Source organism: Micromonospora xinjiangensis, from assembly GCF_056150165.1.
On sequence record NZ_JAXCFO010000002.1, the window covers coordinates 720,109 to 743,964 of the forward strand.

Genomic DNA, 23,856 nt, shown 5'->3' on the forward strand with positions numbered 1-23,856 from the left:
CGGTGGGAGGCGGGCGCATGAGCGGGGAGCTCGCCCCACCACTGGCCCGTTCCACCCTGGACCGGGCGGCGCACCGCCGCACCGATCCCGCCTGGCTGGCCGAGGCGTGGCTCCGGGGCCGGGTGTTGGTACTCGACTCGACGGCGGACGGGCGCACCCTGGTGCGTACCGACGCGAACCCCCCGAAGCTGGTCCTTCTCGGCGCGGGTGACCTGCCGGCGGGCAGCGAGGCGGGCGCCATGTTCCTCGGTGTCGACGAGGACGACGTGCCGGTCTTCGCGGTGGACATCCCCCTGCCGGCGCTGCCCGGCACGCGGGCGGTCGGCCTGCGGGACGTGGGCCACCTGCTCGGCGACCGGGACGCCGGGCTGTTCACCACCGCGCTGGCGCTGCTGAACTGGCACGTGCGGCACCTCTACTCGTCGGCCACGGGCGCGCCGACGGAGATGGACGAGGCGGGCTGGTCCCGGATCGACCGCAACGGTGACCGGGTCTGGCCGCGCACCGACCCGGCGATGATCGTGCTGGTGCACGACGGGGTGGACGGTCAGGACGGGCGGTGCCTGCTGGGCAACAACGCCGCCTGGCCAAGCAGCCCAGGGCAGCGGCGCTTCTCCTGCCTCGCCGGCTACGTCGAGCCGGGGGAGTCGGCCGAGGCCGCCGTGCTGCGCGAGGTGCGCGAGGAGGTCGGCGTCGGCGTCGAGAAGATCACGTACGTGGGCAGCCAGGCCTGGCCGTTCCCGGGTTCGCTGATGCTGGGCTTCCTCGCCACCGCCGATCCCGAGGACCCGGTGCGGATCGACCCCACCGAGATCGCGTACGCCCGCTGGTTCACCCGCGCCGAGATCGGCGCGGCGCTGGCCGGGCGTGCGGTGGACGTGGGCGGGGGCGCCCGGTTGATGCTGCCGCCGCCCGCGTCGATCGCGTTGTTCCTCATCCACCGCTGGCTCGACGGCTGGGTGGACGTTCCGCGCTGAGCGGTGGACGGGCCACGCCGGTGCGGCCACGGAAGGCACCCCGGACACGGTCCCGGCCCGTGACCGTCGTTGCCGCGGCGGTCACGGGCCGGGAACACGGCCGTCGTGGTCGGTGGGCGAGGAACACGGCGGGGGAGCCGGTCCGGCCACGACGGACATCTCAGGTGACGCCCGGTCGGCGTCGTCGTGCGATGTCCGGCTCGCTGAGTGGCAGTACCTTCACCCGTTGCCGGCCGGCGCGGACCGCTCCCACCGAGGCCAGGGCTCGCGCCAGCAGCAGCGCGGCGTCCCGGTCCTCGGCGTGGACGACCTGCCGGCGTGGCTCGGGGGCGGTCGTCTCGTCCCGCAGCCGGTGGCCGCCGGCCCAGGCCGCGGCGATGTCGCCGTCGGCGACGGCGCGGATGTCGGTGCGAACGATCAGGAACCGCATGGGCGTCTCCGGATGAACCGCGACTGTGAGCCGGTGTGGAAGTTCCACGGCACTCAGTCGTCATGTTACGCCCGGTGTTCGTCACAGCAAGTGAAACTCGCCTATCGTTCCGGAGCCTCGTCCGATCAGGGGATGCCTGGTCAGTGGCGGGTTGAGATCAATACGCGACGGGGCCGCCGGCATCACACCGGCGGCCCCGTTGTGTTCAGCGGATCAGTTCAGGTCGAACTGGCCCTTCTTCGCGCCCGCGATGAAGCCGAGCCAGCCGGCCCGGTTGAACAGCAGCACCGGACCGTCCGGGTCCTTGCTGTCCCGCAGAGCCACCGTCGCGGCCTCGCCCAGCGGGGCGACCTCGACGCAGTTCGAGGTCTGGCTGCGGGTGCTCTTGCGCCACGGGGCGTCCGCCAGGTTCAGGGCGGTGGACGGGTTGTTGCGGATCTCGTTCATGGTTCTGCTCCATTCGAACCGCTCCAGTGGGACGAGTGGTGCCGCACGTCCCGACGGAGGGTCCCCCGTGGATCACCGTTCCGTCAGCCGCCCCGGTTGCCGGCGGCGTTGGGTCGGCGCCGTTGCCGACCCGTACGCCACAGTGGACGGGGATGCCGTCCCGGTCAGCCGTCCCGTCGCCTCGATCAGCCAGGAGAGGGTGTCCGAGGCGGGAAGTGCCGCCGTGCATAGCCACTCGAACACCACTTTATAGCGATTTAGGGTTTTTGCCTCGGTCGACATGACGTCGGTGAAGCCACCTTCGATGGCCACCGTCTCCGGATCGAGCGGGTCGGCGAACCGGTAGAGGGAGAACGCTGTCGGCGGGAGGTACCAGTCGCCGACCCGCGTGTCGCGGGGGAGCACGTGCAGGGTGACGTTCGGCAGCAGGGCCAGCTCGCAGAGCTGGACCAGCTGCTCGTGGAGCACCTCGGGCGGGCCGGCGCGCTGGCCGAGCGCCGCCTCCTCGATCACCGCCGTGTAACGGGGCGCGTCGGGCTCCCGGGTGAGCAGCGTCTGGCGGGCCAGCCGCGCCTGCACCTCGGTCTCCGGCTCGTCGGTGGGCTCCGGGTCGCCCGCCCGTTCGGCGACCTGCCGGGCCGAGACGATGCGGACGTGGGCGTAGCCGGCCGTCTGCAACAGGCCGGGCACGAGCACGGGGTTGTACTCCGAGATCTCGACGCAGCCCGCCTCCAACTCGGCGAAGCTGCGCTGCTGCTGCGTCATCACCGGGAAGTTCTTCAGCCAGCCCCGCATGTCGCCGGCCTCCTGGGTGATGCCGAGCAGCTCCTTGCGCAGCGGCTCGTCGGCCCCGTAGAGGTCGAGCAGGGTCCGGACGTCCTCCGGGTCGGGCCGGCTGCGACCGTTCTCCAGGCGGGACAGTTTGGACGCGGATGCCCAGCCGATCCGCTCGATGACCTGGTCGCCGGTGAGGCCGGCGGTCTCGCGCAGTCGGCGCAGCTCAGTGCCCAACCTGCGGCGACGCAGGATCGGGCTGGGTGAGGCAGGAGGCAAGGGTGCCCTCTTTCCCATCGACCGCCGCGGACGCGACGGTAACTGTATGAAGTTCGCCCCCCACAGTCAGTATGGACGGCGCGACCGGCGTCGGAGGTTCCGGTAGGGGCGTGTCTCGCAGAAAAGAGGACCGTGGAACGTACGAGCGCGCGACGACGCCGCCGGACCGGCCAACACACCTCTCCAGACTGTGCCCGCCGCGGCGCGTCCCGTCCAGCCGGAGGTTCCATGCGCACCGTCCTGCGCCGCCCCGAGTTCCGTCTGCTCTTCTGCGGGCTGCTGGCCAGCATGAGCGCCGAGTCGATCCTGCTGCTGGCGCTCGCCATCTGGGTCAAGGACCTCACCGGGTCCGACGGGCTGGCCGGCGCCACCATCTTCGCGGTCATCGCGCCGATGACGCTGGCACCGCTGGTCGGGTGGTTCGTCGACCGCTACCCGCGCCGGCCGTTCTTCGTGGTGGCGAACCTGGTGACCGCCGTGCTGCTCGGCCCGCTCTTCCTGGTGCGGGACCGGTCCGACGTATGGGTCGTCTACGCGGTGGCCGCCCTCTACGGGCTCTCCTACCTCGCGCTCAGCGCGGCGTTGAGCGGGCTGATCCGGCAACTGGTGCCGGTCGAACTGCTGGCCGAGGCGAACGGTGTGCTCCAGACCGTACGCCAGGGGCTGCGGTTGGTCGGCCCGCTCGCCGGCGCCGGTCTCTACGCGGCGATCGGCGGCGCGGCGCTGGCCGGGATCGGCGTGCTCGGGTTCGTGACCGCGGCCGTCGTGGTGGCCATGCTGCCCACCACGGAGGCGCCGCCGGCCGGACCGCGGACGCGCTGGCCGGCCGGGATCGGCGCCGGCCTGCGGCACCTGGCCGGCGAGGCCGCGCTGCGCCGGGCACTGCTCGGCTACGGGCTCGGCTCGCTCGTGATGGGCTTCACCGAGTCACTGATCTTCGCGTACGTCGACCAGGGCCTCGGCCGGGACGCCGCGTTCGTCGGGGTGCTGGTCACCATCCAGGGAATCGGCGGGCTGGTCGGCGGGCTCTGCTCGCCGGGTGCCGTGCGACGCCTCGGCGAGGTGGGCACGCTCGCCGCGGGGCTGGGCTTCTTCGGGCCGGCCGCGCTGGCGCTGGCCTACCCCGACCTCCGGCTCGGCGTGGTCGCGGTGCTCCTGGCCGGCGTCTCGCTCCCGCTCACCATGGTCGGGTTGAACACGCTCATCCAGCGCCGCACGCCGCCGCGGCTGCTCGGCCGGGTCACGGCCGCCTCGGAGGCGGTGGTCAGCGGACCGCAGGCGGCATCGATCGGCGCCGGGGCGCTGCTGGTGGGCGCGCTCGACTACCGGCTGCTCTTCCTGTCGACCGGCGTGGTCACCCTGCTCGCCGGCGCCTACCTCTGGCGGGCGCGGCACCTGAGCCCCCCGGTGCCGGCCCGGCCCCGGCGGATCCCCTCCCCGCGCCGCCCGGCCGACTCCGTGGATCACGAGGTCGTCGGCGCGACACGCCGCCGGCGCGGCCGTTGAGGTCGAGGCCGACCCCGAGCGGGGCGGTCCGGGGACGGCGAAAGGGTGGCCGTCCGGCGGGACGGCCACCCTTTCGAGGCGTACGGGTCAGGCGGCGGCGATCGACGCGAGGTGCTGCTTGACCTGGACGACGGACGGGTTGGTGAGCGCGCTGCCGTCCTCGAAGCGCAGCGTCGGCACGGTCTGGTTACCGCCGTTGACGCTCATCACGAACTCCGCGGCCGCCGGGTCCTGCTCGATGTCGACCACCTCGTACTTGATGCCCTCCCGGTCCAGCTGTGACTTCAGCCGGTGGCAGTAGCCGCACCACGAGGTGGAATACATCGTCAGCATGGTCAGATCCTCCAACTGCTCCGCTCGGCGGCTTGCCGAATCAAGCCGAGGCTAGTCGCTGCAACATCCTGAACGGCTGCGAGAATTCCCTGCTGTGGTGGTTCACTCAGCGGCGGAACGGGTGCTCGCCGGGCTGGATCCCGAGCAGCGCGGGGCGGTGACCGCGCCGGCCGGGCCGGTCTGCATCCTCGCCGGCGCCGGCACCGGCAAGACCCGGGCCATCACCTCGCGGATCGCTCACCGCGCGCTGACCGGCGAGATCGCCGCCCGGCACGTGCTCGCGGTCACGTTCACGGCGCGGGCCGCCGCCGAGATGCGACACCGGCTCACCCAGCTCGGGGTGGCGGGGGTGCAGGCACGCACCTTCCACGCGGCGGCGCTGCGTCAGGTGCGCTACTTCGCGCCCCGGCTGCTCGACGGGCGCGCCATGCCCGAGCTGCTGGACAGCAAGGTCCGGCTCGTGACGCTCGCCGCCGCCCGGGTCGGTCTGCGCACCGACCGGGCCGCCGCCCGGGACCTGGCCGGCGAGATCGAGTGGGCGAAGTCGTCCCTGGTCGAGCCGGCCGAGTACGTGGTGGCGGCCGCCAAGGCGCTGCGCGACACCCCGCACGAGTCGGCGAAGGTGGCGGAGGTCTTCGCGGCGTACGAGAAGATCAAACGCGCCAACGGCGTGATCGACTTCGAGGACATGCTGCGCGCCGCGGTCTGGGGCATCGAGGAGCACGCCGACGTCGCCGAGCAGGTACGCGCGCAGTACCGGCACTTCGTGGTCGACGAGTACCAGGACGTCAACCCGCTCCAGCAGCGGCTGCTGGAGGCCTGGCTGGGTGGCCGGGACGACCTGACCGTCGTCGGCGACGCCAGCCAGACGATCTACTCCTTCACCGGGGCCACCTCGTCGTACCTCGTCGACTTCCCCCGGCACCACCGCAACGCCGTGGTGGTCCGACTGGTCCGGGACTACCGGTCCACCCCACAGGTCGTCGGGTTGGCCAACGCGGTGATCTCCCAGGCTCGCGGCGCCGAGGCCCGGCTGCGGCTGGAGCTGCGGGGGCAGCGCCCGCCCGGCCCCGAGCCGGAGTTGCGGATCTTCACGGACGAGCCGGCCGAGGCGAACGCCGTGGCCGCCCGGGCCCGGGCACTCATCGACGCCGGCACCCCGGCCCGGGAGATCGCCGTGCTGTTCCGCACCAACGCCCAGTCGGAGGCGTACGAGAAGGCGCTCACCGAGGCCGAGGTGCCGTACGTGGTGCAGGGCGCGGAGCGGTTCTTCGAACGGGCCGAGGTGCGGCAGGCGATGGTCGCCTTGCGGGCCGCCACCCGCTCGATCCCGGGGGAGACCCCGCTCACGGCGGCTGTCATCGAGGCGCTCGCCGCGGTCGGCTGGGCCCCGGACGCGCCGCCGGCCGGTGGCGCCGCCCGGGAACGCTGGGAGGCGCTCGCCGCCCTGGTCCAGCTCGCCGAGGAGTACGCCGCCACGCCCCCGGTGCTGCCCATCGGCGAGGCGGCGAGCGTGGAGCGCCCGGTCACCCTGGCCGCCTTCACCGACGAGCTGCACCACCGGGCCAGCCAGCAGCACGTGCCCACGCTCGACGGGGTGACCCTGGCCTCGCTGCACTCCGCGAAGGGGCTGGAGTGGGACGCGGTCTTCCTCGTCGGCCTCTCCGAGGGCACCCTTCCCACCACGTACGCGAAGACGCTCGACCAGATCGAGGAGGAGCGCCGGCTGCTCTACGTGGGGATCACCCGTGCCCGGGAGTGGCTGTGGCTGTCGTACGCCGTGGCCCGCTCGCCGGGTGGGCGGGCGCGACGCCCGTCGCGCTTCCTTCCGCAGCTCGACCGCTCCGGTGGCGGCGGTGAGCGGGCCCGCGGCACCGGCCCCGCGGCCCGGCCGGAGCGGCGCCGGACGCAGATCGTCTCCTGCCGGATCTGCGGCGCGACGCTGCTCGCCGGCCCGGACCGCAAGCTGGGTCGCTGCGCGACCTGCCCGTCCGACATCGACGAGGAGCTGCACGAGCGGTTGCGGGAGTGGCGGCGGCGGGTGGCCGCGGAGCAGCGGGTCCCGGCGTACGTGGTCTTCACCGACGCCACGCTGACGGCGCTGGCCGAGCGGCGGCCCGCCCGCCCCGAGGAGCTGATCGCCATCGCCGGGATCGGCCCCCGCAAACTGGGCCTCTACGGCGAATCGGTACTGGCGTTGGTGGGGGGCGCGTCGGTCGACGAAATCTGCCCCGAGAAAACTTTGGAAATCGAGCCGTAATTCGTTTGCCCTCCCCCCAGGGGGAGGCATAGCCTCAGGACACACCTCGCGAGCGGCGTCATTCGCGCTGCTCACGAGGGTCGAGACCGAGTCGGCACGAGGCACGTGAGGGAGGTGGCACCCGTGGAGATCTTCATCTATGAGCGTCCGGCGGCGATGCCAGCTGCCCACGCTCCGCTGTCGGCTGTCCGGGTGGCTCTGGCGGCCACGCGACCGTCGGTTCCGCAGGTGCACCAGGTCGAGGCTCAGGCCGAGCTGATCCTCGCCGCCGCGCCGAACGGGCTCCGGGGGACCAGTGGCTTCACGGGCATGGGTGTCGATGGCGCCAAGAAGCGCATGGACGTCCGCGGCGTTCCACCTCGAGGTAGACCGGTCTGATCACCAGACCGACCGGCTCACCTCGAGGCCGCGGAACCCGCATACCGGGATCCGCGGCCTCAGTTTTTTGTCCCGCCCACGTAGTCGGAAACGCGATCCACGAGATCGAAGTGAGAGAGAGGTGACCGGGCGATGAGTCTGGCGTTGGCCTCGCTCGACGTGAACGTCGAGATCGAGGCGAACCTGCCCTGCCGGAAGTTCGACCCTGACCTGTGGTTCTCTGACTCGCCCACCGAGCTGGAGCTGGCCAAGTCGCTCTGCGGGGACTGCCCGCTGCGCGTCGAGTGCCTCGCCGGCGCGGTCGAGCGGGCCGAGCCCTGGGGCGTCTGGGGTGGCGAGATCTTCGAGCGTGGCGCGGTCGTCCCGCGTAAGCGGCCCCGCGGCCGTCCGCGCAAGGAGGACGTCGCCCGCGACGCCGCGCTGCGGGTCGAGGCCGAGGCGCGACTGGCGGCCAGTGGGCTGTCCCAGGGGCGCAACGCGGTCCGGTTGGCGGCCTGACATGAACCCGATCCGTCCCAACTACTCCGGTGCCACGCCGGTGACGAGTGAGACCACGATGCTGCACGTACCCAACGGAGTCGAGATGCAACTACTTCACGAAGCGTTGTCCCGGGCCCGAATGCGCCGGCCTCAGGCCGGTCGCACCACCACGAGCACTGAGGCAACCCGATCCGCCCTGACCGTCGCGATGAAGGGCCGCCAGCAGGCGGCCCGCGACCTGGGTCTCTACTGACACGCACCGATCCGAGGGGCGGGTGGCCGGAGCACCGGCCGCCCGCCCCTCGGGCGTTACGACGAGTTCGCGGGGCGGGTGGCCGGGGAGGACGGCGGGCGGCTCAGGCGACCGGCGCGAAACCGGGCAGCCACCGCTCCAGGATGCTCCGGTACGGCGCCTTGGCCTCCAACTGGCAGAGCACCCCGATGGACCCGAGGGTGACCCGGTGGATGAGCAGGTACGACGGGGGAAGGTTGAGCTTGCGGCTCAGCTGGTAGGTGGGGGAACGAGGGCTGGCCAGCCGGGCGGCCTCGGACCGCAGCCAGGCCCGGGTGAACCGGAACCCGTCGGCGGCGATGGGCTCCAGCATCGGACGGAGGAACTCCAGCACCCCCTCGGCGTCGATCTCCTCGGTCGCCCCGATGAAGCCCTCCGCCCGCAGCCCCGCCACCACCTCGTCCGCGTCGTCCTGCAGGGCGAGCGCGGCGATGCGGCCGATGGGCTCCGGCGTGCCCTCCGGCATCCGGGCCACCGCCCCGAAATCGATCACCCCGAGCCGGCCGTCCGGCAGCAGCCGGAAGTTGCCCGGGTGCGGGTCGGCGTGCAGCAGCCCGGCCCGCATCGGCGCGGAGAGGTGCAGGGTGGCCATCAGCCGGCCGGCCTCGTTCCGCTGCTCCTCGGTGCCCTCCCGGATGATGTCGGCCAGCGGCGTCCCCTCGACCCACTCGGTGACCAGCACCCGGGGTGCGGAGGAGACGACGGCCGGGATGTAGATCTCCGGGTCGTCGGCGTACGCGGCCGCGAACGCGCGCTGGGATTCGGCCTCCAGCTCGTAGTCCAGCTCCTCGGTGATCCGCTCCCGCAGCTCCACGAGGAGGGGCTTCACGTCCAGCCCCGGCTGGATGGCCCGGAACATCCCGCCGAGCCGGGAGAGCTGCTTGAGGTCGGCGAGCAGGGCGTCCCCGGCGCCCGGGTACTGGATCTTGACGGCCACGTCCCGGTGCTGCGGCGCGCCCGACGGCCCGTAACCCGGGTCACGCCAGACCGCCCGGTGCACCTGGCCGATGCTCGCCGCGGCGGCGGGGGTGTCGTCGAACTCGACGAACCGGTCCCGCCAGTCGGGCCCGAGCTGTTCGGCCAGGACCTTGTGCACACTGGCGACCGGCAGCGGTGGCGCGGCCTCCTGGAGCTTGGTCAACGCCTGCCGGTAGGGGGCCGCGATCTCCTCGGGCAGCGCCGCCTCGAACACCGACAGCGCCTGGCCGAACTTCATCGCCCCGCCCTTGAGCTGGCCGAGGACGCTGAAGAGCTGCTCCGCCGTGCGCTGCTGGATCTCCGCGCTGATCACGTCGGAGGCGAGCCCGGTGACGCGCTTTCCCATGCCGAGGACGGTCCGCCCGGCGAAGCCGAGCGGCAGTGAGGCGAGCTTGGCGGTCCGGGACACGGCCCGGCGCGGGATGTCGGTCACCCGGTCATTGTTACCGACTGAGCGGGTCCGCGGCTGCTGAGCGCCTTCGGCACCCGCCGTTCGGTCCGGACGACGGGCGGGAGATCGGACACGGGGGGACAGGAGTCGACCCATCGTGACCTGAGCGCTGCGGGTCGTGCCCGCGGATCAGCGGCTCCGGCGGGTGCAGCGACAGGACGGATGCGGCGACCAGCCGCGGCGCCGGAACCGACCCGGCTCGCTCACCTCCACCGCCCCGCCGATCGTCTCCGGGGTGCCGCCGTCGAGTTGTGCCAGCACCTCCGCGGCGGCGAACCCGGCCGCCACGAGAAGGCTGGCGGTGGCGCCCGCCGGGGCGGGCTCCTCGCCGGCGAGCTGGGCGGCGAGGCGGGGCCAGGCCGGGTCGCGGTCGGCGCGGTGCAGGTCGACGCAGTTCAGGCAGGGCCCGGCCGGTGGGCGCACCATCGGCCCGATCACCGGCACGCCCTCCCGGACCGTGACCAGCAGGTGCGGCTGGCGGCGCTGCGCGTGCGCGGCGGCGAGCAGGGCCGCCGGGCGGTCGATGCCGAGCTGCACCACCAGGTCGGCTCGGCCGCGCCGGCCGGGCGGCGAGCCGGTGCCCGGGGCCGTGCGCGCGACGGCCGCCCGCACGGCGGGGGCGAGCGGGCGGCCGAGGTCGGCGGCGGGGATGCCGGTGCCGATGAGGTCGACCGGGCGCACCGGACCGACGAGATCCGCGGTGACCTGCCCGACGCCGGCCTGGGCGAGCGCCACGCAGACGGCCGCGCCGAGCCCACCGGCGCCGGTCACCAGCACCCGCGCGGCACGGCGGCGGCGCAGCACCTGGGCGGGTGTCGCGGGCAGGCGGGCGGCGGCGAGTGCGAGCGCGCGGGCCTCGGCGCCGAGCCGGGCCCGGGTCGGGCCGGCCAGGTCGCGGGGGAGCAGGGTGTGTCCGGGCACCAGCAACCCGGCGGTATGCAGGGCGTCGAGCAGGGTGCGGGCCTGTTCGGCGCCGATCTCGGCGGCGACCGGGTGGGCCAGCACGCCGCGTTCGCTGCGACTTCCGTCGAGCAGGTCCAGCAGGCGGGCCGTGCGGGGATCGGCGATCTCCATGAGCACGGCCCGCTCCGGGTCGACTCCGAGCTGGAGTGTGTGCCGGTCGCGCCAGAGCCGGGTCAGGCCGGGCAGCAGCGTGGGACGGGGCAGGGTGGCGCGACTCATGACAACGAATAGTGACCGCGTCCGTGCGCTACGTCGATCGTTGTCCACAGGTGTGGAGCGCCCTGTCCTGCGCTGTCCACAGGAAATCGCGGGTTATCCACAGCCCTCGAGCGGTGGTGTCGGGCAGCCGACACGCTCGCTCCGTGACGACGAGGGGGAGGGGGTGCCCTTGCGGGCCTCCCCTCCCCCGTCGACGCACTCGGGTCAGACCTTGGCCTTGCCCAGGATGCGGTTCACTGTTGTGCCGCACACCGGACACTTGCCCTTGGCCATGTTCATCCCGGTCTTCGAGACCTCGATGTGCCCCTCGAAGTCCCGCTTCTCCTTGCACTTCACGCAGTAACCGTTGTAGGTCTGGGCCTGGTCGGCCACGGTGCCCTCCTCGTCTCGTCCGCCGGTCGATGTCCGTCCCGGCGGGGTTCCCTGCGGCGGGCCACGGGGGGCGCCGGCGCCGGGTCTAACTCCTGCGGCCACCCGCGTGGCCGCTGGTCCGCGGACCCTACCCAGGGCTGGGCAGTTCCATGTCAGCTGTGCGGCGACACTGTGAGGAAGCCGACCACGAGAGTGTGCACGGCGAACAAGGTCGGATAAGTCAGTTTGGCGGGGACACGCCGACCGAACCGTCACAGATGCCCCCCGCGAGCACCCCGGGCGACGCCCCGGCCGGTTGATCACCTACGGTGGAGGAGTCGAGCCGCTGTCCCAGGTGGCGGCCGTTCGGGTCGCCACGAAGCGTGACGATGGCCATCGCGGGCGTGCCGGCAAGAAAATTTTCAGGACTCCTGGCGACCAATCACCATCTTCCGGGCGCGTGTCGCCGGGTTGACCCTTGCGTACCCCTGGTCACTAGGCAGTAGCTTTCCCTCGTGGCAGCAAACCGAGGCTGCGCGGGTCTGTGATGGCAGGGGCGCGTAAGCCGGTCGTCGAGGTACGGCGCAGCCAGCGCCGGCGGCGCACGGTGTCCGCGTACCGCGACGGTGAGCGGGTCGTCGTCCTGATCCCCGACCAGTTCTCCCGGGCCGAGGAGAGCGAATGGGTCGACCGCATGCTGGCCCGGCTGGCCGCCCGCGAGGGGCGGCTGGCCCGCTCCGACGGCGAGCTGCTCGCCCGCGCCAACCGGCTGCTGCACACCTACCTCGCCGACCACGGCAGCCAGGCCGTCCCGGCCAGCGTCCGCTGGGTCACCAACCAGAACGGCCGGTGGGGCTCCTGCACACCCGCGGACCGGACCATTCGGATCTCCCACCGGGTGCAGGAGATGCCGGACTGGGTGATCGACTACGTGCTGCTGCACGAGTTGGCCCACCTCATCGTGCCGAGCCACAACGCCGAGTTCTGGGCGCTGGTCGCCCGCTACCCGAAGTCCGAGCGGGCCCGCGGCTACCTGGAGGGCGTCGCCGCCGCCGCGGCGGTCCCGGCCCTCACGGAGTGACCGGCCCTCGCGCGGCCGCGGTGGGCGCCGCCGGGGTGTGGCGTTAGGGTCGGGGAATGGTACGGCGGGTGGTGGTGGCCCTGCTCGGGCCCGTGACGTGGGCGCCGCCGGGCGTCGACCCGGTGCGGTGGCGCACAGCGCTCGCCGAGGACACCGTCGACCTGCTCGCCATGCTGACCGAGGTGGACACCGCCGTGGCGGTCACCCCCGCCGACCGGGCGGTCGCCGAGGCGGTGACGTGGCCGGACATGGCCGTGTACGAGGTGGCGGAGCCGACGCCGAGCGCCGTGTTCGCGGCGCTGTCCGGGTACGACCAGGCGGCCGTGATCGCCGCCGACGCCCCCGACCTGCCCGGGCTGACCATCGGAAAGCTGCTGCGCCCGCTGACCGGCCGCCCGGTCGCGGTCGCGCCCGCCGAGGGCGGCCGTGGTCTGCTCGGGGTCGCCGCGCGGCTGCCCGTACCCTCGTGGCTGCCACCCGTGGACCTGGACGAGACGCTGCCGGCAGCCGTGCGCGCCGCCGCGCCCCGGCCGGGCGACCTCGCGGTGACACCGGCCTGGCGCCGGCAGCGCGGACCCGCCGACCTGGCCGCGCTCGATCCGGCCGTCGAGGGCTGGGAAGCCACTCGCGCCCTGCTCTCCGGCGCCGCCCGCGCCGGCTGACCGCCGGCCGCCCGTCCCAGCGGGCCGAGGGAGCCCGGTCGATCAAGAGCTTGGCGTCACCGGGCGGCCTCCGGACGACGCAAACCTCTCGATCACCCGGTGGTCTTCCGACGCGGCCGGCGCTGGGACGAGCGGACGCCACCGGCTGACGGGACGATCAGGAACGGCCGTCGTCCTCGTCGCCCTCCGGCCGCTGCTCCGGTTCGCCCGGCGACTGCTCGTGCGGGCCGCCCGGGGCGCTGAAGTCGAAGTTCTCCAGCTCGCCCATGATGTCGACGTCGGCCATCGCGAACGCCACCGGGTCGGCGAAATCGTCCTCGGAGGGGAGCAGGTCCGGGTGCCCCCAGAGCGCGTCCCGGCCCGAGATGCCACGGTGCTCGGTGAGCGCCGCCCAGAGCGCGGCGGCCTCGCGCAGCCGGCGCGGGCGCAGCTCCAGGCCCACCAGGGCGGCGAAGGTCTGCTCGGCGGGACCGCCCGCCGCGCGGCGGCGCCGGAACGCCTCGGCGAGCCGCACCACGTTGGGCAGCCGGCCGCCGGCCGAGCTGTCCACCACGTGGCACACCCACCCCTCGACCAGGGCCAGCGCCGTCTCGAGCCGGGCCAGCGACGCCTTCTGCGCCGGGCTGTCCTCCGGAGTGAAGATGCCCTCCAGCGCGATCGCCTGCATCGACTCCGGGTCGGTCGGGTCGACCCGGCCCATCGCCTCCTCGATCGCCTCCCGGTTGACGCGGATGCCCGCCGCGTAGGTCTCGACGGCGTTGAGCACGTGCCCGCGCAGCCACGGGACGTGCTGGAAGAGCCGCTGGTGGGCGGCCTCCCGCAGGGCCACGTAGAGGCGTACCTCGTCCTCGGGGAGCTCCAGGCCCTCGCCGTACGCCTTGATGTTGGCCGGGATGAGCGCGGCCGTGCCGGCCGGGCCGAGCGGCAGCCCGATGTCGCCGGCCGAGAGCACCTCGGCGGCGAGCGAGCCGAGCGCCTGGCCCAGCTGCCCGCCGAAGAGGGCGCCGCCGAGGGTGGCGACCATCGACTGCATCGGGCCGAGCTGCGCGCGGGCCTCCGGCGGCACCAGGTCGCCCATCGCGCCGACCATGCGGCTCGCCACCGGGTCGCAGAGCTTCCGCCACACGTCCAGCGTCTTGTAGATCCACTCGTTGCGGTTCCAGGCCACGGAGGTCTGGATGCCGGAGGGCAGGGCCGAGGCGGGCTCGAGCCAGAGGTCGGCCAGGCGCAGCGCCTCCTCCACGGCGTTGCGCTCGTACGGCGACACCGCCGGGTCACCCGCGGCGGCGAGCTGGCTGGCGGCCACCTGCCGGGCGAGGTCCCAGTTGACCGGCCCGCTGCCCGGCGCGGAGAGCAGGTGCTGCAACTGCGACATGAACTGCTGCATCTGCGCGGGGTCGTTGGGGTCTGGTGGTTGCCCACCCGGTAGCGCGAAACCGAACGGAATATCAGGCACGACGTCTACGGTACGCGCGCCGCACCCCTGGTCGGGTCGCTGGCGTTGCGCTGAGGGCGAAGTCCTGCGCGCACCGCAGGACCGACGGGGACCAATCGGTACGCTCTGCCGCATGAGACGTCGCGGCCTGACCGTCCTGCTGGGTGCCCTGTTCACCGCCCTGCTCAGCATCGGGGTGCTCGGCGCGCCGATCCCGTACGTGGTGCTCGGTCCAGGGCCGACCGTCAACACCCTCGGCACGGAGGACGGGAAGGAGGTCATCCAGGTCTCCGGCCGGGCGACCTCCACGTCGGCGGGGCAGTTACGGCTGACCACGGTCGGCGTCCAGCCCTCGGTGAAGCTCCGCTCGGCGATCGCCGGCTGGTTCTCCAGGGACGAGGCGGTCGTGCCGCGGGAGCTGGTCTACCCGCCGGGGGAGTCTCGGCAGCAGGTCGAGCAGCGCAACGCGGAGGACTTCCAGGCCTCGCAGACCAGCGCCGAGACCGCCGCGCTGCGCGAACTGGGCTTCCCGGTGCAGGTGGTGGTGAAGTCGGTGACCGGGGACGGGCCGTCCGCCGGGGTGCTGAGGGCCGGCGACGTGCTGACCTCCGTCGACGGCCAGCCCGTGCCGGTCGCCACCCGGCTCACCGAGCTGATCCGGGCCAAGCCGGCGGGCAGCGCGCTGACCATCGGCTACACCCGTGACGGCGCGCCGGCCACCGCCCAGGTCACCAGCCGGGACCAGAACGGCGCCCCGCGGATCGGCGTCGAGATCGAGCAGAAGCAGCCGCACCCGTTCAGCCTCAGCATCGACCTGGAGGACATCGGCGGCCCGAGCGCCGGGCTCATGTTCGCCCTGGGCATCGTGGACAAGCTGACCCCCGAGGACCTCACCGGCGGCATGGTGATCGCCGGCACCGGCACCATCGACGACGAGGGGAAGGTCGGCCCGATCGGCGGGATCGCCCAGAAGCTGGTCGGCGCGAAGCACGCCGGTGCGAAGGTCTTCCTGGTGCCCGCCGACAACTGCGCCGAGGCGGTCCGCAACCCACAGCCCGACCTGCCCCTGATCCGGGTGGGCTCGCTCGACGAGGCGCTCGACGCCCTGGCGACGCTGCGCTCCGGCGGTCAGCCGACCCGCTGCTGACCCGGGCCCGCACCTCCACTCTCCGCCACGCCCCGTGATGGCACCGTGACGCGGAGCGGTGCCGGATCCGGCCACCGGATCGTCCGTCCGCGCCGCGTGCGTGGTTTCCGGACGCGAACCGACGTCGCCCGATCGACGCGGCGCGACCACGGGGCGCCACGTTCAGGAACACCCCGTACTCTGGGTGCCTGGTCGGAGCCGATCAATCGAGCGTGCGGAGCCAACTGTGGTCATGCGAAGCAGCAGCCCCCTGCCGAGGATGAGTCGGCGCGGACGCGTCACGATCGCCGTGCTGGTCGGGGTGTTCGCGCTCTTCACCCTGCTCGGCTGGGGTGTGCAGGCCTGGACGGACTGGCTGTGGTTCGACGAGGTGGACTACACCGAGGTCTTCACCGGTGTGCTCGTCACCCGGCTGTTGCTCTTCCTGGTGATCGGCCTGGCGATGGCGGTGATCGTCGGCGGCAACCTCTGGCTCGGCTACCGGCTGCGTCCACGGCTGCGCCCGCACTCCATCGAGCAGGCCACCCTGGAGCGCTACCGGATGGCGCTCACCCCGCGCCTCGGCGTCTGGATCGCGGTCGTCTCGGTGGTCGTCGGCCTCTTCGCCGGCCTCTCGGCGCAGAGCCGCTGGAACCAGTGGCTGCTCTTCCGCAACGGGGGCGACTTCGGGATCAAGGACCCGGAGTTCGGGATCGACGTCGGCTTCTACGTCTTCCAGCTGCCGTTCTGGCGCTACCTGCTCGGCGTGGGCTTCACCGCGGTGGTGCTCTCCGTGGTCGGCGCGCTCGCCATGCACTACATCTTCGGCGGCGTGCGGCTGCAGGGCGTCGGCGACCGGATGACCAACGCGGCCCGGGCGCACCTGAGCACCCTGGTGGCGGTCTTCGTCGCACTCAAGGCCATCGCGTACGTGCTGGACCGCCGGGCGATGCTGCTGGAGTACAACGAGGGCGCGAAGCTCTTCGGCGCCGGCTACGCCGACGTCAACGCGTTGCTGCCGGCGAAGGAGATCCTCGCCTACATCTCCGTCGTCGTGGCGGTCGCGATCATCATCTTCTCCAACGCCTGGATGCGGAACCTGGTCTGGCCGGGCATCTCGCTCGCCCTCCTCGGCGTCTCCGCGGTGGCGATCGGCGGCATCTACCCGTGGGCGGTGCAGACCTTCGAGGTGAAGCCGAGCGCCAAGGAGAAGGAGGCGCCGTACATCGCGCGCAGCATCGAGGCGACCCGGGCGGCGTTCGACCTGGGGGACACGAAGACCACGGCGTACGCGGCGAACAACCTCACCCCACCGGCCAACCTGGCCACCGACACCTCGGTGGTGCCGAACGTCCGGCTGCTCGACCCGCAGCTGGTCAGCGAGACGTACACCCAGCTCCAGCAGGTGCGCGGCTTCTACGACTTCGGCCCGAAGCTGGACATCGACCGGTACGGGGTCAACGGCAAGATCTCCGACTACGTGGTCGGCGTCCGGGAGATCAACTACGGCGAGCTGACCGACCAGCAGAACACCTGGATCAACCGGCACACCGTCTACACCCACGGCTACGGCCTGGTGGCCGCACCGGCCAACCAGGTGTGCAGCGGGCAGCCCTTCTTCGTCTCCGGCTTCCTCGGCGACAAGGCCGGCGAGGGCTGCTCCTCGCAGACCGAGCAGATCCCCGCCGACCAGCCGCGGATCTACTACGGCGAGCGGATGGGCGACGACGACTACGCGATCGTCGGCCAGACCGACCCGAACAAGAAGGCCGAGTTCGACCGCCCGGTCGGCGAGGGCGGCGGCGACTTCTACACCTACACCGGCTCCGGTGGCGTCGAGATCGGCTCGTTCACCCGCCGCCTGCTCTACGCGATCAAGGAGCAGGAGTCGAACTTCCTGCTCTCCGGTGCGGTCAACGACAACTCGAAGCTGCTCTACGTGCGCAACCCGCGGGACCGGGTGGAGAAGGTCGCCCCGTTCCTGACCCTCGACGGCGACCCGTACCCGGCCGTGGTCGGTGGCCGGGTGCAGTGGATCGTCGACGGCTACACGACCGCGGCCACCTACCCGTACGCCGAGCGGATCAACCTGCGCGAGGAGACCACCGACGAGCTGACCGGCCGCGGCACGTTCCAGCTGGCCCGGGAGAACGTCAACTACATCCGCAACTCGGTCAAGGCGACGGTCGACGCGTACGACGGCACGGTCCGGCTCTACGAGTTCGACGAGAACGACCCGGTGCTCAAGGCCTGGAACAAGGCGTTCGGCGGCGACCTGGTGCTGCCGAAGGCGGAGATCCCCGCGGATCTGGCCGAGCACTTCCGCTACCCGGCCGACCTGTTCAAGGTGCAGCGGAACCTGCTCACCAAGTTCCACGTGACCAACCCCGGCGACTTCTACTCGGCCCAGGACTTCTGGCAGGTGCCGAACGTGCCGGACGCCCCGGACAGCGGGCAGACGCAGCCGCCGTACTACCTCTTCACCCAGTTCCCGGGGCAGGACGGCCCGCGGTTCCAGCTCACCTCGGCGGTCACCCCGAACGGGCGGCAGAACCTCGCCGCGCTGATCTCCGGGTCGTACGTCAACGGTGAGCCGCAGCTGGAGGTGCTGGAGCTGCCCGACCAGACCCGGATCTCCGGGCCGGTGCAGGTGCACCAGCAGATGACCAACAACGGCGACATCCGGCAGCAGCTCAACCTGCTCGCCGCGTCCGGTCAGGCCCAGGTGCAGTACGGCAACCTGCTCTCGCTGCCGTTCGGCAACGGCATGCTCTACGTCGAGCCGGTGTACGTGAAGAGCAACAGCCAGGACGCGTTCCCGCAGCTCCAGCGGGTCCTCGTCTCCTACGGTGACGGCAGCTCGTTCGTGGCGTTGGCCAACAACCTCTCCGACGGCATCAAGCAGCTCGTCGAGCAGGGCAAGCGGGCCGCGGAGAACGCGCCCCCGCCGCCCACCGACGACAACCCGCCGAACACCGGCAACAACCCACCGCCGCCCACCGGGGACAATCCGCCGCTCACCGGCGAGCTGGCCGACGCCGCGGAGCGGGTGCAGTCGGCCATCGCCGAGGTCCGCGCCGCCCAGACGTCCGGTGACTTCGAGCGGTACGGGCGGGCGCTCAAGGCGCTGGACGAGGCGATCACCGCCTTCCAGCAGGCCCAGGGGCGGGCGACCACCCCGACCTCCGGCGGCGGCAGTCCCAGCCCGACCCCGAGCGGCAGCCCGACGGCGTCCCCGAGCGGCAGCCCACCCGCGGGCACGGGCGGCTGACCGCCCGACGACGCGGAGCCCCCGGCACCGTGGACCGATCCGGTCCCGGCGCCGGGGGCTCTGTCGTCTCTCCGACCCGTCACCGACCGCAACCAACCACGCCGTCCGTCCGTCCTGTCTGAAAACGGGCGACGAGGTGCGAAGAGCGTGGTGATGACATGAGGGACGCGGGCAGTTTCGACGAGTTCTACCGGAGCACGTCGCGGCGGATGCTCCGGTACGGCTACGCGGTCGTCGGCGACTACACCGAGGCGCAGGACCTGGTGCAGGAGGCGTACGCCCGGGCCTGGCGGCAGTGGGGCCGCATGTCCGCGCACCCGGCACCCGAGGCGTGGCTGCGGTTGGTCGTCGCCCGGCTCGCCACGGACCGCTGGCGGCGGCTGACCGCCTGGCGCTCCGTGCTCACCCGCAGCGGTCCACCGGACGCGGTGCCGCCGCCCAGCGAGGACGGCGTCCTGCTGCTCGCCGCGCTGCGCCGACTGCCGGCGGCGCAGCGGCAGGCGCTCGCCCTGCGCTACCTCTTCGACCTGTCGGTGGAGGACGTCGCGGGGGAGATGGGGGTGCCGACGGGCACCGTGAAGTCCTGGTTGTCCCGGGGGCGCACGCGGCTGGCCGCGCTGCTGCCCGGCGTGACGGCCCCGGAGTTGGAGGCCAACGATGTCGCGTGATCTGTCCGATTTCTACCGCTCGCTCGCCCGCGACGCCGACGGTCGGCCGCTGGACGGGCCGGATGTGCTGCGCCAGCGGGCGGACCGCCGGGCCCGGGTACGCGTGGTCGGGGCGACGCTGGTGGTGGCCCTGCTGGTCGCGGGTACCGCGACCGGCACCCGGCTGGTGCTGGCGGCCGACAACGGCTCCCTCGCGCCGCCCGCCGGTACGCCCACCCCGACGGTGACCGGCTCCCCGTCGGCGCCACCGCCCACGTCGGTCAGCCCGTCGCCGGCCGCGGCGACGCCGTCCGGCACGCCGCCGGCAGCCCCCACGACGAGCGGTACGCGGCCACCGCGTACGCCCGAGTCCATCCCGGATCGGGCCTTCTTCGCCCCGCCGGCGGCGACGGTCGCGGCCCCGCCGTACTTCACCGAGGGGGAGATCCTGCCGGACCTCTGTGGCGCCGACCTCGCCGACCGGGTGGTGCAGCAGCGCACGCGTCTGCTCACCTACCACCTGACCGCGGACCGTCCGGAGGCCGCCGTGCCGTACGGCAGCTACCGGCACACCATCACCATCCATCGCCCCGGACGCGCCGACGACTGGATGGGCGAGCTGCGCCGGGCGGTGCGGAGCTGCCCGGAGCGGGAGACCGACCCGGGGCGCGTCGACCGGTACCGGCTGCTCCCCGGCGGTGACTACGGCGACGATTCGCTGCTCATCGAGGTCCGCTCGCCGGGCTGGGCCGAGGCGGAGCCGCCGGAGACGGCGACGGTCCGGCTGATCCGGGTGATCCGCATCGGCGACGTGGTCACGGTGCTCTGGGAGATGGGCTGGGAGGGCACGTCGAGCCAGCGGGGCCAGGTGGACGACTACAGCCGCCGAGCCGCCCAGGCGATCTCGAGGTGGCTGGGTTGAGTCGCGGGGGATCTTGGTGGGAAGCGGCCCCTCCAGGGGAACGTTCCCACCAAGATCTCTTCCGTCGTCGCGGCAACCGTTTTGCGGCGTACGGGAGTGGTGCGCTACGGTGGACGGACCGACGCGGGGTGGAGCAGCTCGGTAGCTCGCTGGGCTCATAACCCAGAGGTCGCAGGTTCAAATCCTGTCCCCGCTACGAGAGAACCATCAGGTCGAGCCCGCCCCCGTCTCCGGGGGCGGGCTCGACCGTTTCCACCGGGCCGATTCCAGGCGTGCCGAAGCCCCCGCCGCCTTCCGCTTGCGAGTGCCCGCCGCCCGCCGCTCTCCGCTTGGCGGCTGGGACGACCTCATCAGGCTCGGCGCGATGTGCCTGCTCCCTCCGCGGCCGGGACTGTAGGGCGGTCACTGATGTAATTCAATACTTGAAGAAGTTAAATATTTGCCTAGGCTTTCGGGCATGTTTCCTGTCCGGGACACGGGCTCCCCCACGGGAGCGCCGGCCGCGACCGCCGTGTTCACGGCGGTGCTGACCGGGGGGCCGACGAGCCGGGTCACGCTCGCGCGCCGGCTCGGGCTCTCCTCGGCCGCCGTCACCAAGGCCGCCCGTCCGCTCATCGACCTGGGCTACCTGCACGAACTGGCCGCGACCGAGCGGACCGGCCCGGGCGCCGGGCGCCCGGCCAGCCCGCTGGCGGTGCGGGCCGAGCGCGAGTTCTTCGTCGGTGTGAAGATCACCGGCGACGAGCTGATCGGCGTGGTGTGCGACCTGTGCGCACAGGTGCGGGCCAGCGCCCGCCGCCCACTCGCGGCCCCCGACGTCGAGACCGTGCTCACCGAGGTCGGTCTCCTCGTCGACGACCTGCTCGACACCGAGCCCGGCTACCGCCCCCGCACCCGTCGTCTCGGGCTCGCGCTCTCCGGCGACGTGGACCGCACCACCGGACTGGTCCGCTACTCGCCGTTCCTGCACTGGCGTGACGTGCCGCTGCGCGAACGGGTCGCCGGGCACACCGGGCTGACCGTGACGGTGGAGAACGACGTGAAGGCACTCACCGCCGCCGAGCACTGGTTCGGCGAGGGCGTGGGCGCGGACTCGTTCGCCCTCGTCACCGTGGGCACCGGCATCGGCTGCGGCCTGGTCGTCAACGGCCGCCTGGTGTCCGGGTCGTACGGCGTCGCGGGGGAGATCGGTCACATCGCCGTCGACGCCACCGGGCCCGAGTGCCACTGCGGTGGTCGTGGCTGCGTCGAGTCGATCGCCGGCACCGACGCGATCGTGGCGCGGTCCCGAGACCGCACGGGCCACCCGGATCTCACCTTCGAGGAGGCCGTGGCTCTCGCCCGCGGTGGCCACGACGGGGTACGCGACGTCTTCGCGCGCGCCGGCCACGCCATCGGCTGCGGCATCGCGGCCGTCGCCAACCTGGTCGGCCCGACCCGGATCGTCGTGTCCGGCGAAGGGCTGGCCGCGTACGACCTCTTCGACACGTCCATCAGGACGAGTTTCGCGCGCCAGGCCTTCGGCGCCGCCTCGCGGTGCCCCCTCAGCATCCGCCCGCTGCCCTTCGAGGAGTGGGCCCGCGGCGCAGCCGCCGTGAGCATCCAGTCCCTCGTCCTTCCCTGACCCGACCCGCCGGCCACCGACGGGTCGGTTCGACCGGCACCACCCCCGCCACCAGGAGGTTGATGATGAGAACCAGCAGACGCGCCGGGCGCCGCGGCGGCGTCCCGGTCGTGGCCGCGGCGCTGGCCCTGACGCTCGGGGCGGGCGCCGTCCCGGCCCAGGCGGCGCCCACACCGGCGACGCCCGGGGCGGCGAGCACGACGGCGACCCAGGTCTCCGGCGGCCTCGCTGCCCGCCCCTACATGGGCTGGACGAGTTGGAGCATGCAGTCCTCCCGGTACCCGGGTCTGAACCCGGACGGCGACTACAGCTACCTCACCGAGGCGAACGTCCTGAAGCAGGCGGACGCCCTCGCCAGCAAGCTGAAGCCGTACGGCTACGAGTACCTCAACATCGACGCCGGCTGGTGGCGCGACTTCACCTGGAAGCCGAGGTTCGACGAGTACGCCCGCCAGACCCCCGACCCGACCCGGTTCCCCCGCGGCATGAAGGCGGTCGCCGACGACCTGCACGCCAAGGGGCTGAAGGCCGGCATCTACCTGCCCGTCGGTCTGGAGAAGGAGGCGTACGCCGAGGGCGCCGCGCCGATCTGGAACGCTCCCGGCTGCACCACCGCCGACATCGTCTACCCGGACCTGCGCACCACCAACGGCTGGGACAGCGCCTACAAGCTGAACTTCGACGACCCGTGCGCCCAGCGGTACATCGACTCGCAGGCGCAGATGTTCGCCGACTGGGGATACGACTTCCTCAAGCTCGACGGCGTCGGGCCGGGCTCGTTCAAGTCCGGTGACAACTACAACAACGTGGCCGACGTGGCGGCCTGGCAGAAGGCCATCGCCGCGGCGGGCCGCCCGATCCACCTCGAACTGAGCTGGTCGCTGGACATCAACCACGCGGCCGACTGGAAGCGGTACTCGAACGGCTGGCGGATCGACACCGACGTCGAGTGCTACTGCAACACGCTGGTTACCTGGGAGAACTCGGTCGACGACCGGTTCGACGACGCGCCGGCCTGGAGCCGCAAGGCGGGCCCCGGCGGCTGGAACGACCTCGACTCCCTCAACGTGGGCAACGGGGAGATGGACGGCCTCACGAAGGCCGAGCGGCAGACGTACATGACGCTGTGGGCCATCTCGAAGTCGCCGCTGTACACCGGCGACGACCTCACCCGGCTGGACGCGTACGGGCTGTCGCTGCTCACCAACCGCGAGGTCATCGCGGTAGACCAGAACGACACCCCGCCGGCACGGCCGCTCACCCCCGCCGGTGACCAGCAGGTCTGGGGTGCGAGGAACGCGGACGGCAGCTGGACGGTCGCCCTGTTCAACCTCGCGGACGCGCCGGCCGCCGTCACCGCCCACTGGGCGTCCCTCGGGTTCGTCGGCAACGCCTCCGTCCGGGACCTGTGGAACCGGAAGAACCTCGGGACCCACAAGGGCCGGATCACCGCGACCCTGCCGGCGCACGGCTCCCGGCTGTTCACCGTCCGCCCCGGCGGCGCCCCGCTGGTGACGACCGCCTACGAGGCGGAGGCCCCGACGAACACCCTGAGCGGCAACGCCTCCGTGGCCGGATGCGACGCCTGCTCGGGCGGGCAGAAGATCGGCAACCTCTACCTCGGCGGCAAGGTCCAGATCAACGACGTCACCGTGAAGAAGGACGGGATCTACACCGTGCGGGTGGCGTACGTCAGCGGCGACGCGCGCTCGGTGACCGTGCGCGCCAACGGCGGCAACGGCACCAGCCTGAAGTTCCCCTCCACCGGTGACTGGGGCACGGTCGAGAGCGTCAGCGTGCAACTGGCGCTGAAGGCCGGCGCCAACACCGTCACCTTCGACAGCGCCGACTGGTACGCCCCGGACATCGACCGGATCGACGTACCGCAGACCCCCTGAGCAACGCGGGGCCCGGCCACCCGGCCGGGCCCCGCACTCCGTCGGGGCCTGTCCCCGGCACCGGCCGCCCGG

The 23,856-nt window shown here is 72.7% G+C and carries 21 protein-coding genes and 1 tRNA gene; 14 read left to right on the forward strand and 8 right to left on the reverse strand.

Translation table 11 applies throughout. The annotated features are described in order from the left end of the window. Positions 1 to 17: 17 nt before the first annotated feature. Positions 18 to 977: an NAD(+) diphosphatase gene (nudC, locus tag SM573_RS10205; protein WP_474613667.1), complete on the forward strand. Its 960-nt coding sequence runs from the start codon at positions 18 to 20 to the stop codon at positions 975 to 977. 160 nt (positions 978 to 1,137) lie between these two features. On the opposite strand, the gene SM573_RS10210 is transcribed toward nudC, so the two are convergent. The 3 genes from SM573_RS10210 to SM573_RS10220 all read right to left on the reverse strand — a co-directional run bounded on the left by SM573_RS10210 (position 1,138) and on the right by SM573_RS10220 (position 2,907). Further along, the gene (locus tag SM573_RS10210; protein ID WP_474613668.1) at positions 1,138 to 1,407 is read right to left on the reverse strand and encodes a hypothetical protein; all 270 of its coding nucleotides are present in this window, start codon (positions 1,405 to 1,407) and stop codon (positions 1,138 to 1,140) included. A gap of 213 nt (positions 1,408 to 1,620) precedes the next feature. Next, entirely contained in the window at positions 1,621 to 1,854 is a 234-nt protein-coding gene (locus tag SM573_RS10215; protein WP_474613669.1) for a DUF397 domain-containing protein, read from the reverse strand. A 72-nt stretch (positions 1,855 to 1,926) separates the two neighbouring features. Beyond that, complete coding sequence (locus SM573_RS10220) at positions 1,927 to 2,907, reverse strand: helix-turn-helix domain-containing protein (protein ID WP_474613670.1); 981 nt, start codon at positions 2,905 to 2,907, stop codon at positions 1,927 to 1,929. Between the two features lie 228 nt (positions 2,908 to 3,135). Between SM573_RS10220 and SM573_RS10225 the strand changes: the two genes are divergently transcribed. Further along, complete coding sequence (locus SM573_RS10225) at positions 3,136 to 4,413, forward strand: MFS transporter (RefSeq protein ID WP_474613671.1); 1,278 nt, start codon at positions 3,136 to 3,138, stop codon at positions 4,411 to 4,413. Between the two features lie 87 nt (positions 4,414 to 4,500). Here the strand turns inward: SM573_RS10225 and SM573_RS10230 are convergent, their stop codons facing one another. Then, positions 4,501 to 4,746: a mycoredoxin gene (locus tag SM573_RS10230; protein ID WP_474613672.1), complete on the reverse strand. Its 246-nt coding sequence runs from the start codon at positions 4,744 to 4,746 to the stop codon at positions 4,501 to 4,503. A gap of 94 nt (positions 4,747 to 4,840) precedes the next feature. On the opposite strand from SM573_RS10230, the gene SM573_RS10235 reads away from it, so the two are divergent. The 3 genes from SM573_RS10235 to SM573_RS10245 all read left to right on the forward strand — a co-directional run bounded on the left by SM573_RS10235 (position 4,841) and on the right by SM573_RS10245 (position 7,882). Next, positions 4,841 to 7,006, forward strand: coding sequence for an ATP-dependent DNA helicase UvrD2 (locus SM573_RS10235; protein WP_474615954.1), 2,166 nt, complete (start codon positions 4,841 to 4,843; stop codon positions 7,004 to 7,006). Between the two features lie 156 nt (positions 7,007 to 7,162). Continuing rightward, positions 7,163 to 7,384 (forward strand): hypothetical protein, encoded by a 222-nt coding sequence (locus SM573_RS10240; RefSeq protein ID WP_474613823.1) that lies wholly within the window; start codon positions 7,163 to 7,165, stop codon positions 7,382 to 7,384. 132 nt (positions 7,385 to 7,516) lie between these two features. Further along, entirely contained in the window at positions 7,517 to 7,882 is a 366-nt protein-coding gene (locus SM573_RS10245) for a WhiB family transcriptional regulator (protein WP_474613674.1), read from the forward strand. 338 nt (positions 7,883 to 8,220) lie between these two features. On the opposite strand, the gene SM573_RS10250 is transcribed toward SM573_RS10245, so the two are convergent. The 3 genes from SM573_RS10250 to SM573_RS10260 form a co-directional block, all read right to left on the reverse strand. After that, positions 8,221 to 9,567, reverse strand: a complete 1,347-nt coding sequence (locus tag SM573_RS10250) for an ABC1 kinase family protein (protein ID WP_474613675.1) — start codon at positions 9,565 to 9,567, stop codon at positions 8,221 to 8,223. A gap of 147 nt (positions 9,568 to 9,714) precedes the next feature. Beyond that, positions 9,715 to 10,767: a TOMM precursor leader peptide-binding protein gene (locus tag SM573_RS10255; RefSeq protein ID WP_474613676.1), complete on the reverse strand. Its 1,053-nt coding sequence runs from the start codon at positions 10,765 to 10,767 to the stop codon at positions 9,715 to 9,717. 204 nt (positions 10,768 to 10,971) lie between these two features. Further along, positions 10,972 to 11,139 (reverse strand): DUF5679 domain-containing protein, encoded by a 168-nt coding sequence (locus SM573_RS10260; protein WP_007072829.1) that lies wholly within the window; start codon positions 11,137 to 11,139, stop codon positions 10,972 to 10,974. A gap of 526 nt (positions 11,140 to 11,665) precedes the next feature. On the opposite strand from SM573_RS10260, the gene SM573_RS10265 reads away from it, so the two are divergent. Continuing rightward, positions 11,666 to 12,199, forward strand: coding sequence for a M48 metallopeptidase family protein (locus tag SM573_RS10265; RefSeq protein ID WP_474613677.1), 534 nt, complete (start codon positions 11,666 to 11,668; stop codon positions 12,197 to 12,199). A gap of 56 nt (positions 12,200 to 12,255) precedes the next feature. Beyond that, positions 12,256 to 12,861, forward strand: coding sequence for a hypothetical protein (locus tag SM573_RS10270; RefSeq protein WP_474613678.1), 606 nt, complete (start codon positions 12,256 to 12,258; stop codon positions 12,859 to 12,861). Positions 12,862 to 13,018: 157 nt separating this feature from the next. On the opposite strand, the gene SM573_RS10275 is transcribed toward SM573_RS10270, so the two are convergent. After that, complete coding sequence (locus SM573_RS10275; RefSeq protein ID WP_474613679.1) at positions 13,019 to 14,317, reverse strand: zinc-dependent metalloprotease; 1,299 nt, start codon at positions 14,315 to 14,317, stop codon at positions 13,019 to 13,021. 112 nt (positions 14,318 to 14,429) lie between these two features. Between SM573_RS10275 and SM573_RS10280 the strand changes: the two genes are divergently transcribed. From SM573_RS10280 to SM573_RS10310, 7 genes are all read left to right on the forward strand, one after another. Continuing rightward, positions 14,430 to 15,443: a YlbL family protein gene (locus SM573_RS10280; protein WP_474613680.1), complete on the forward strand. Its 1,014-nt coding sequence runs from the start codon at positions 14,430 to 14,432 to the stop codon at positions 15,441 to 15,443. 232 nt (positions 15,444 to 15,675) lie between these two features. Beyond that, the gene (locus SM573_RS10285) at positions 15,676 to 18,693 is read left to right on the forward strand and encodes a UPF0182 family membrane protein (protein WP_474615955.1); all 3,018 of its coding nucleotides are present in this window, start codon (positions 15,676 to 15,678) and stop codon (positions 18,691 to 18,693) included. Between the two features lie 158 nt (positions 18,694 to 18,851). Beyond that, complete coding sequence (locus SM573_RS10290) at positions 18,852 to 19,361, forward strand: SigE family RNA polymerase sigma factor (protein ID WP_474613682.1); 510 nt, start codon at positions 18,852 to 18,854, stop codon at positions 19,359 to 19,361. Further along, positions 19,351 to 20,262: a hypothetical protein gene (locus tag SM573_RS10295; RefSeq protein ID WP_474615956.1), complete on the forward strand. Its 912-nt coding sequence runs from the start codon at positions 19,351 to 19,353 to the stop codon at positions 20,260 to 20,262. Before SM573_RS10290 ends, SM573_RS10295 begins: the two co-directional genes overlap by 11 nt. Before the next feature lie 122 nt (positions 20,263 to 20,384). Next, a tRNA-Met gene (locus SM573_RS10300) sits at positions 20,385 to 20,458 on the forward strand. Between the two features lie 261 nt (positions 20,459 to 20,719). Then, entirely contained in the window at positions 20,720 to 21,886 is a 1,167-nt protein-coding gene (locus SM573_RS10305; RefSeq protein WP_474613684.1) for an ROK family protein, read from the forward strand. 65 nt (positions 21,887 to 21,951) lie between these two features. After that, positions 21,952 to 23,784: an alpha-galactosidase D gene (locus SM573_RS10310; RefSeq protein ID WP_474615957.1), complete on the forward strand. Its 1,833-nt coding sequence runs from the start codon at positions 21,952 to 21,954 to the stop codon at positions 23,782 to 23,784. Positions 23,785 to 23,856: the final 72 nt, after the last annotated feature.

Excerpts from the sequence above, each read along its gene's own strand:
- nudC (WP_474613667.1), top strand. The coding sequence starts at position 18 with ATGAGCGGGGAGCTCGCCCCACCACTGGCCCGTTCCACCCTGGACCGG.
- SM573_RS10210 (WP_474613668.1), bottom strand. The coding sequence starts at position 1,407 with ATGCGGTTCCTGATCGTTCGCACCGACATCCGCGCCGTCGCCGACGGC.
- SM573_RS10215 (WP_474613669.1), bottom strand. The coding sequence starts at position 1,854 with ATGAACGAGATCCGCAACAACCCGTCCACCGCCCTGAACCTGGCGGAC.
- SM573_RS10225 (WP_474613671.1), top strand. The coding sequence starts at position 3,136 with ATGCGCACCGTCCTGCGCCGCCCCGAGTTCCGTCTGCTCTTCTGCGGG.
- SM573_RS10230 (WP_474613672.1), bottom strand. The coding sequence starts at position 4,746 with ATGCTGACGATGTATTCCACCTCGTGGTGCGGCTACTGCCACCGGCTG.
- SM573_RS10240 (WP_474613823.1), top strand. The coding sequence starts at position 7,163 with ATGCCAGCTGCCCACGCTCCGCTGTCGGCTGTCCGGGTGGCTCTGGCG.
- SM573_RS10245 (WP_474613674.1), top strand. The coding sequence starts at position 7,517 with ATGAGTCTGGCGTTGGCCTCGCTCGACGTGAACGTCGAGATCGAGGCG.
- SM573_RS10255 (WP_474613676.1), bottom strand. The coding sequence starts at position 10,767 with ATGAGTCGCGCCACCCTGCCCCGTCCCACGCTGCTGCCCGGCCTGACC.
- SM573_RS10265 (WP_474613677.1), top strand. The coding sequence starts at position 11,666 with ATGGCAGGGGCGCGTAAGCCGGTCGTCGAGGTACGGCGCAGCCAGCGC.
- SM573_RS10270 (WP_474613678.1), top strand. The coding sequence starts at position 12,256 with ATGGTACGGCGGGTGGTGGTGGCCCTGCTCGGGCCCGTGACGTGGGCG.
- SM573_RS10280 (WP_474613680.1), top strand. The coding sequence starts at position 14,430 with ATGAGACGTCGCGGCCTGACCGTCCTGCTGGGTGCCCTGTTCACCGCC.
- SM573_RS10285 (WP_474615955.1), top strand. The coding sequence starts at position 15,676 with ATGCGAAGCAGCAGCCCCCTGCCGAGGATGAGTCGGCGCGGACGCGTC.
- SM573_RS10290 (WP_474613682.1), top strand. The coding sequence starts at position 18,852 with ATGAGGGACGCGGGCAGTTTCGACGAGTTCTACCGGAGCACGTCGCGG.
- SM573_RS10295 (WP_474615956.1), top strand. The coding sequence starts at position 19,351 with ATGTCGCGTGATCTGTCCGATTTCTACCGCTCGCTCGCCCGCGACGCC.
- SM573_RS10305 (WP_474613684.1), top strand. The coding sequence starts at position 20,720 with ATGTTTCCTGTCCGGGACACGGGCTCCCCCACGGGAGCGCCGGCCGCG.
- SM573_RS10310 (WP_474615957.1), top strand. The coding sequence starts at position 21,952 with ATGAGAACCAGCAGACGCGCCGGGCGCCGCGGCGGCGTCCCGGTCGTG.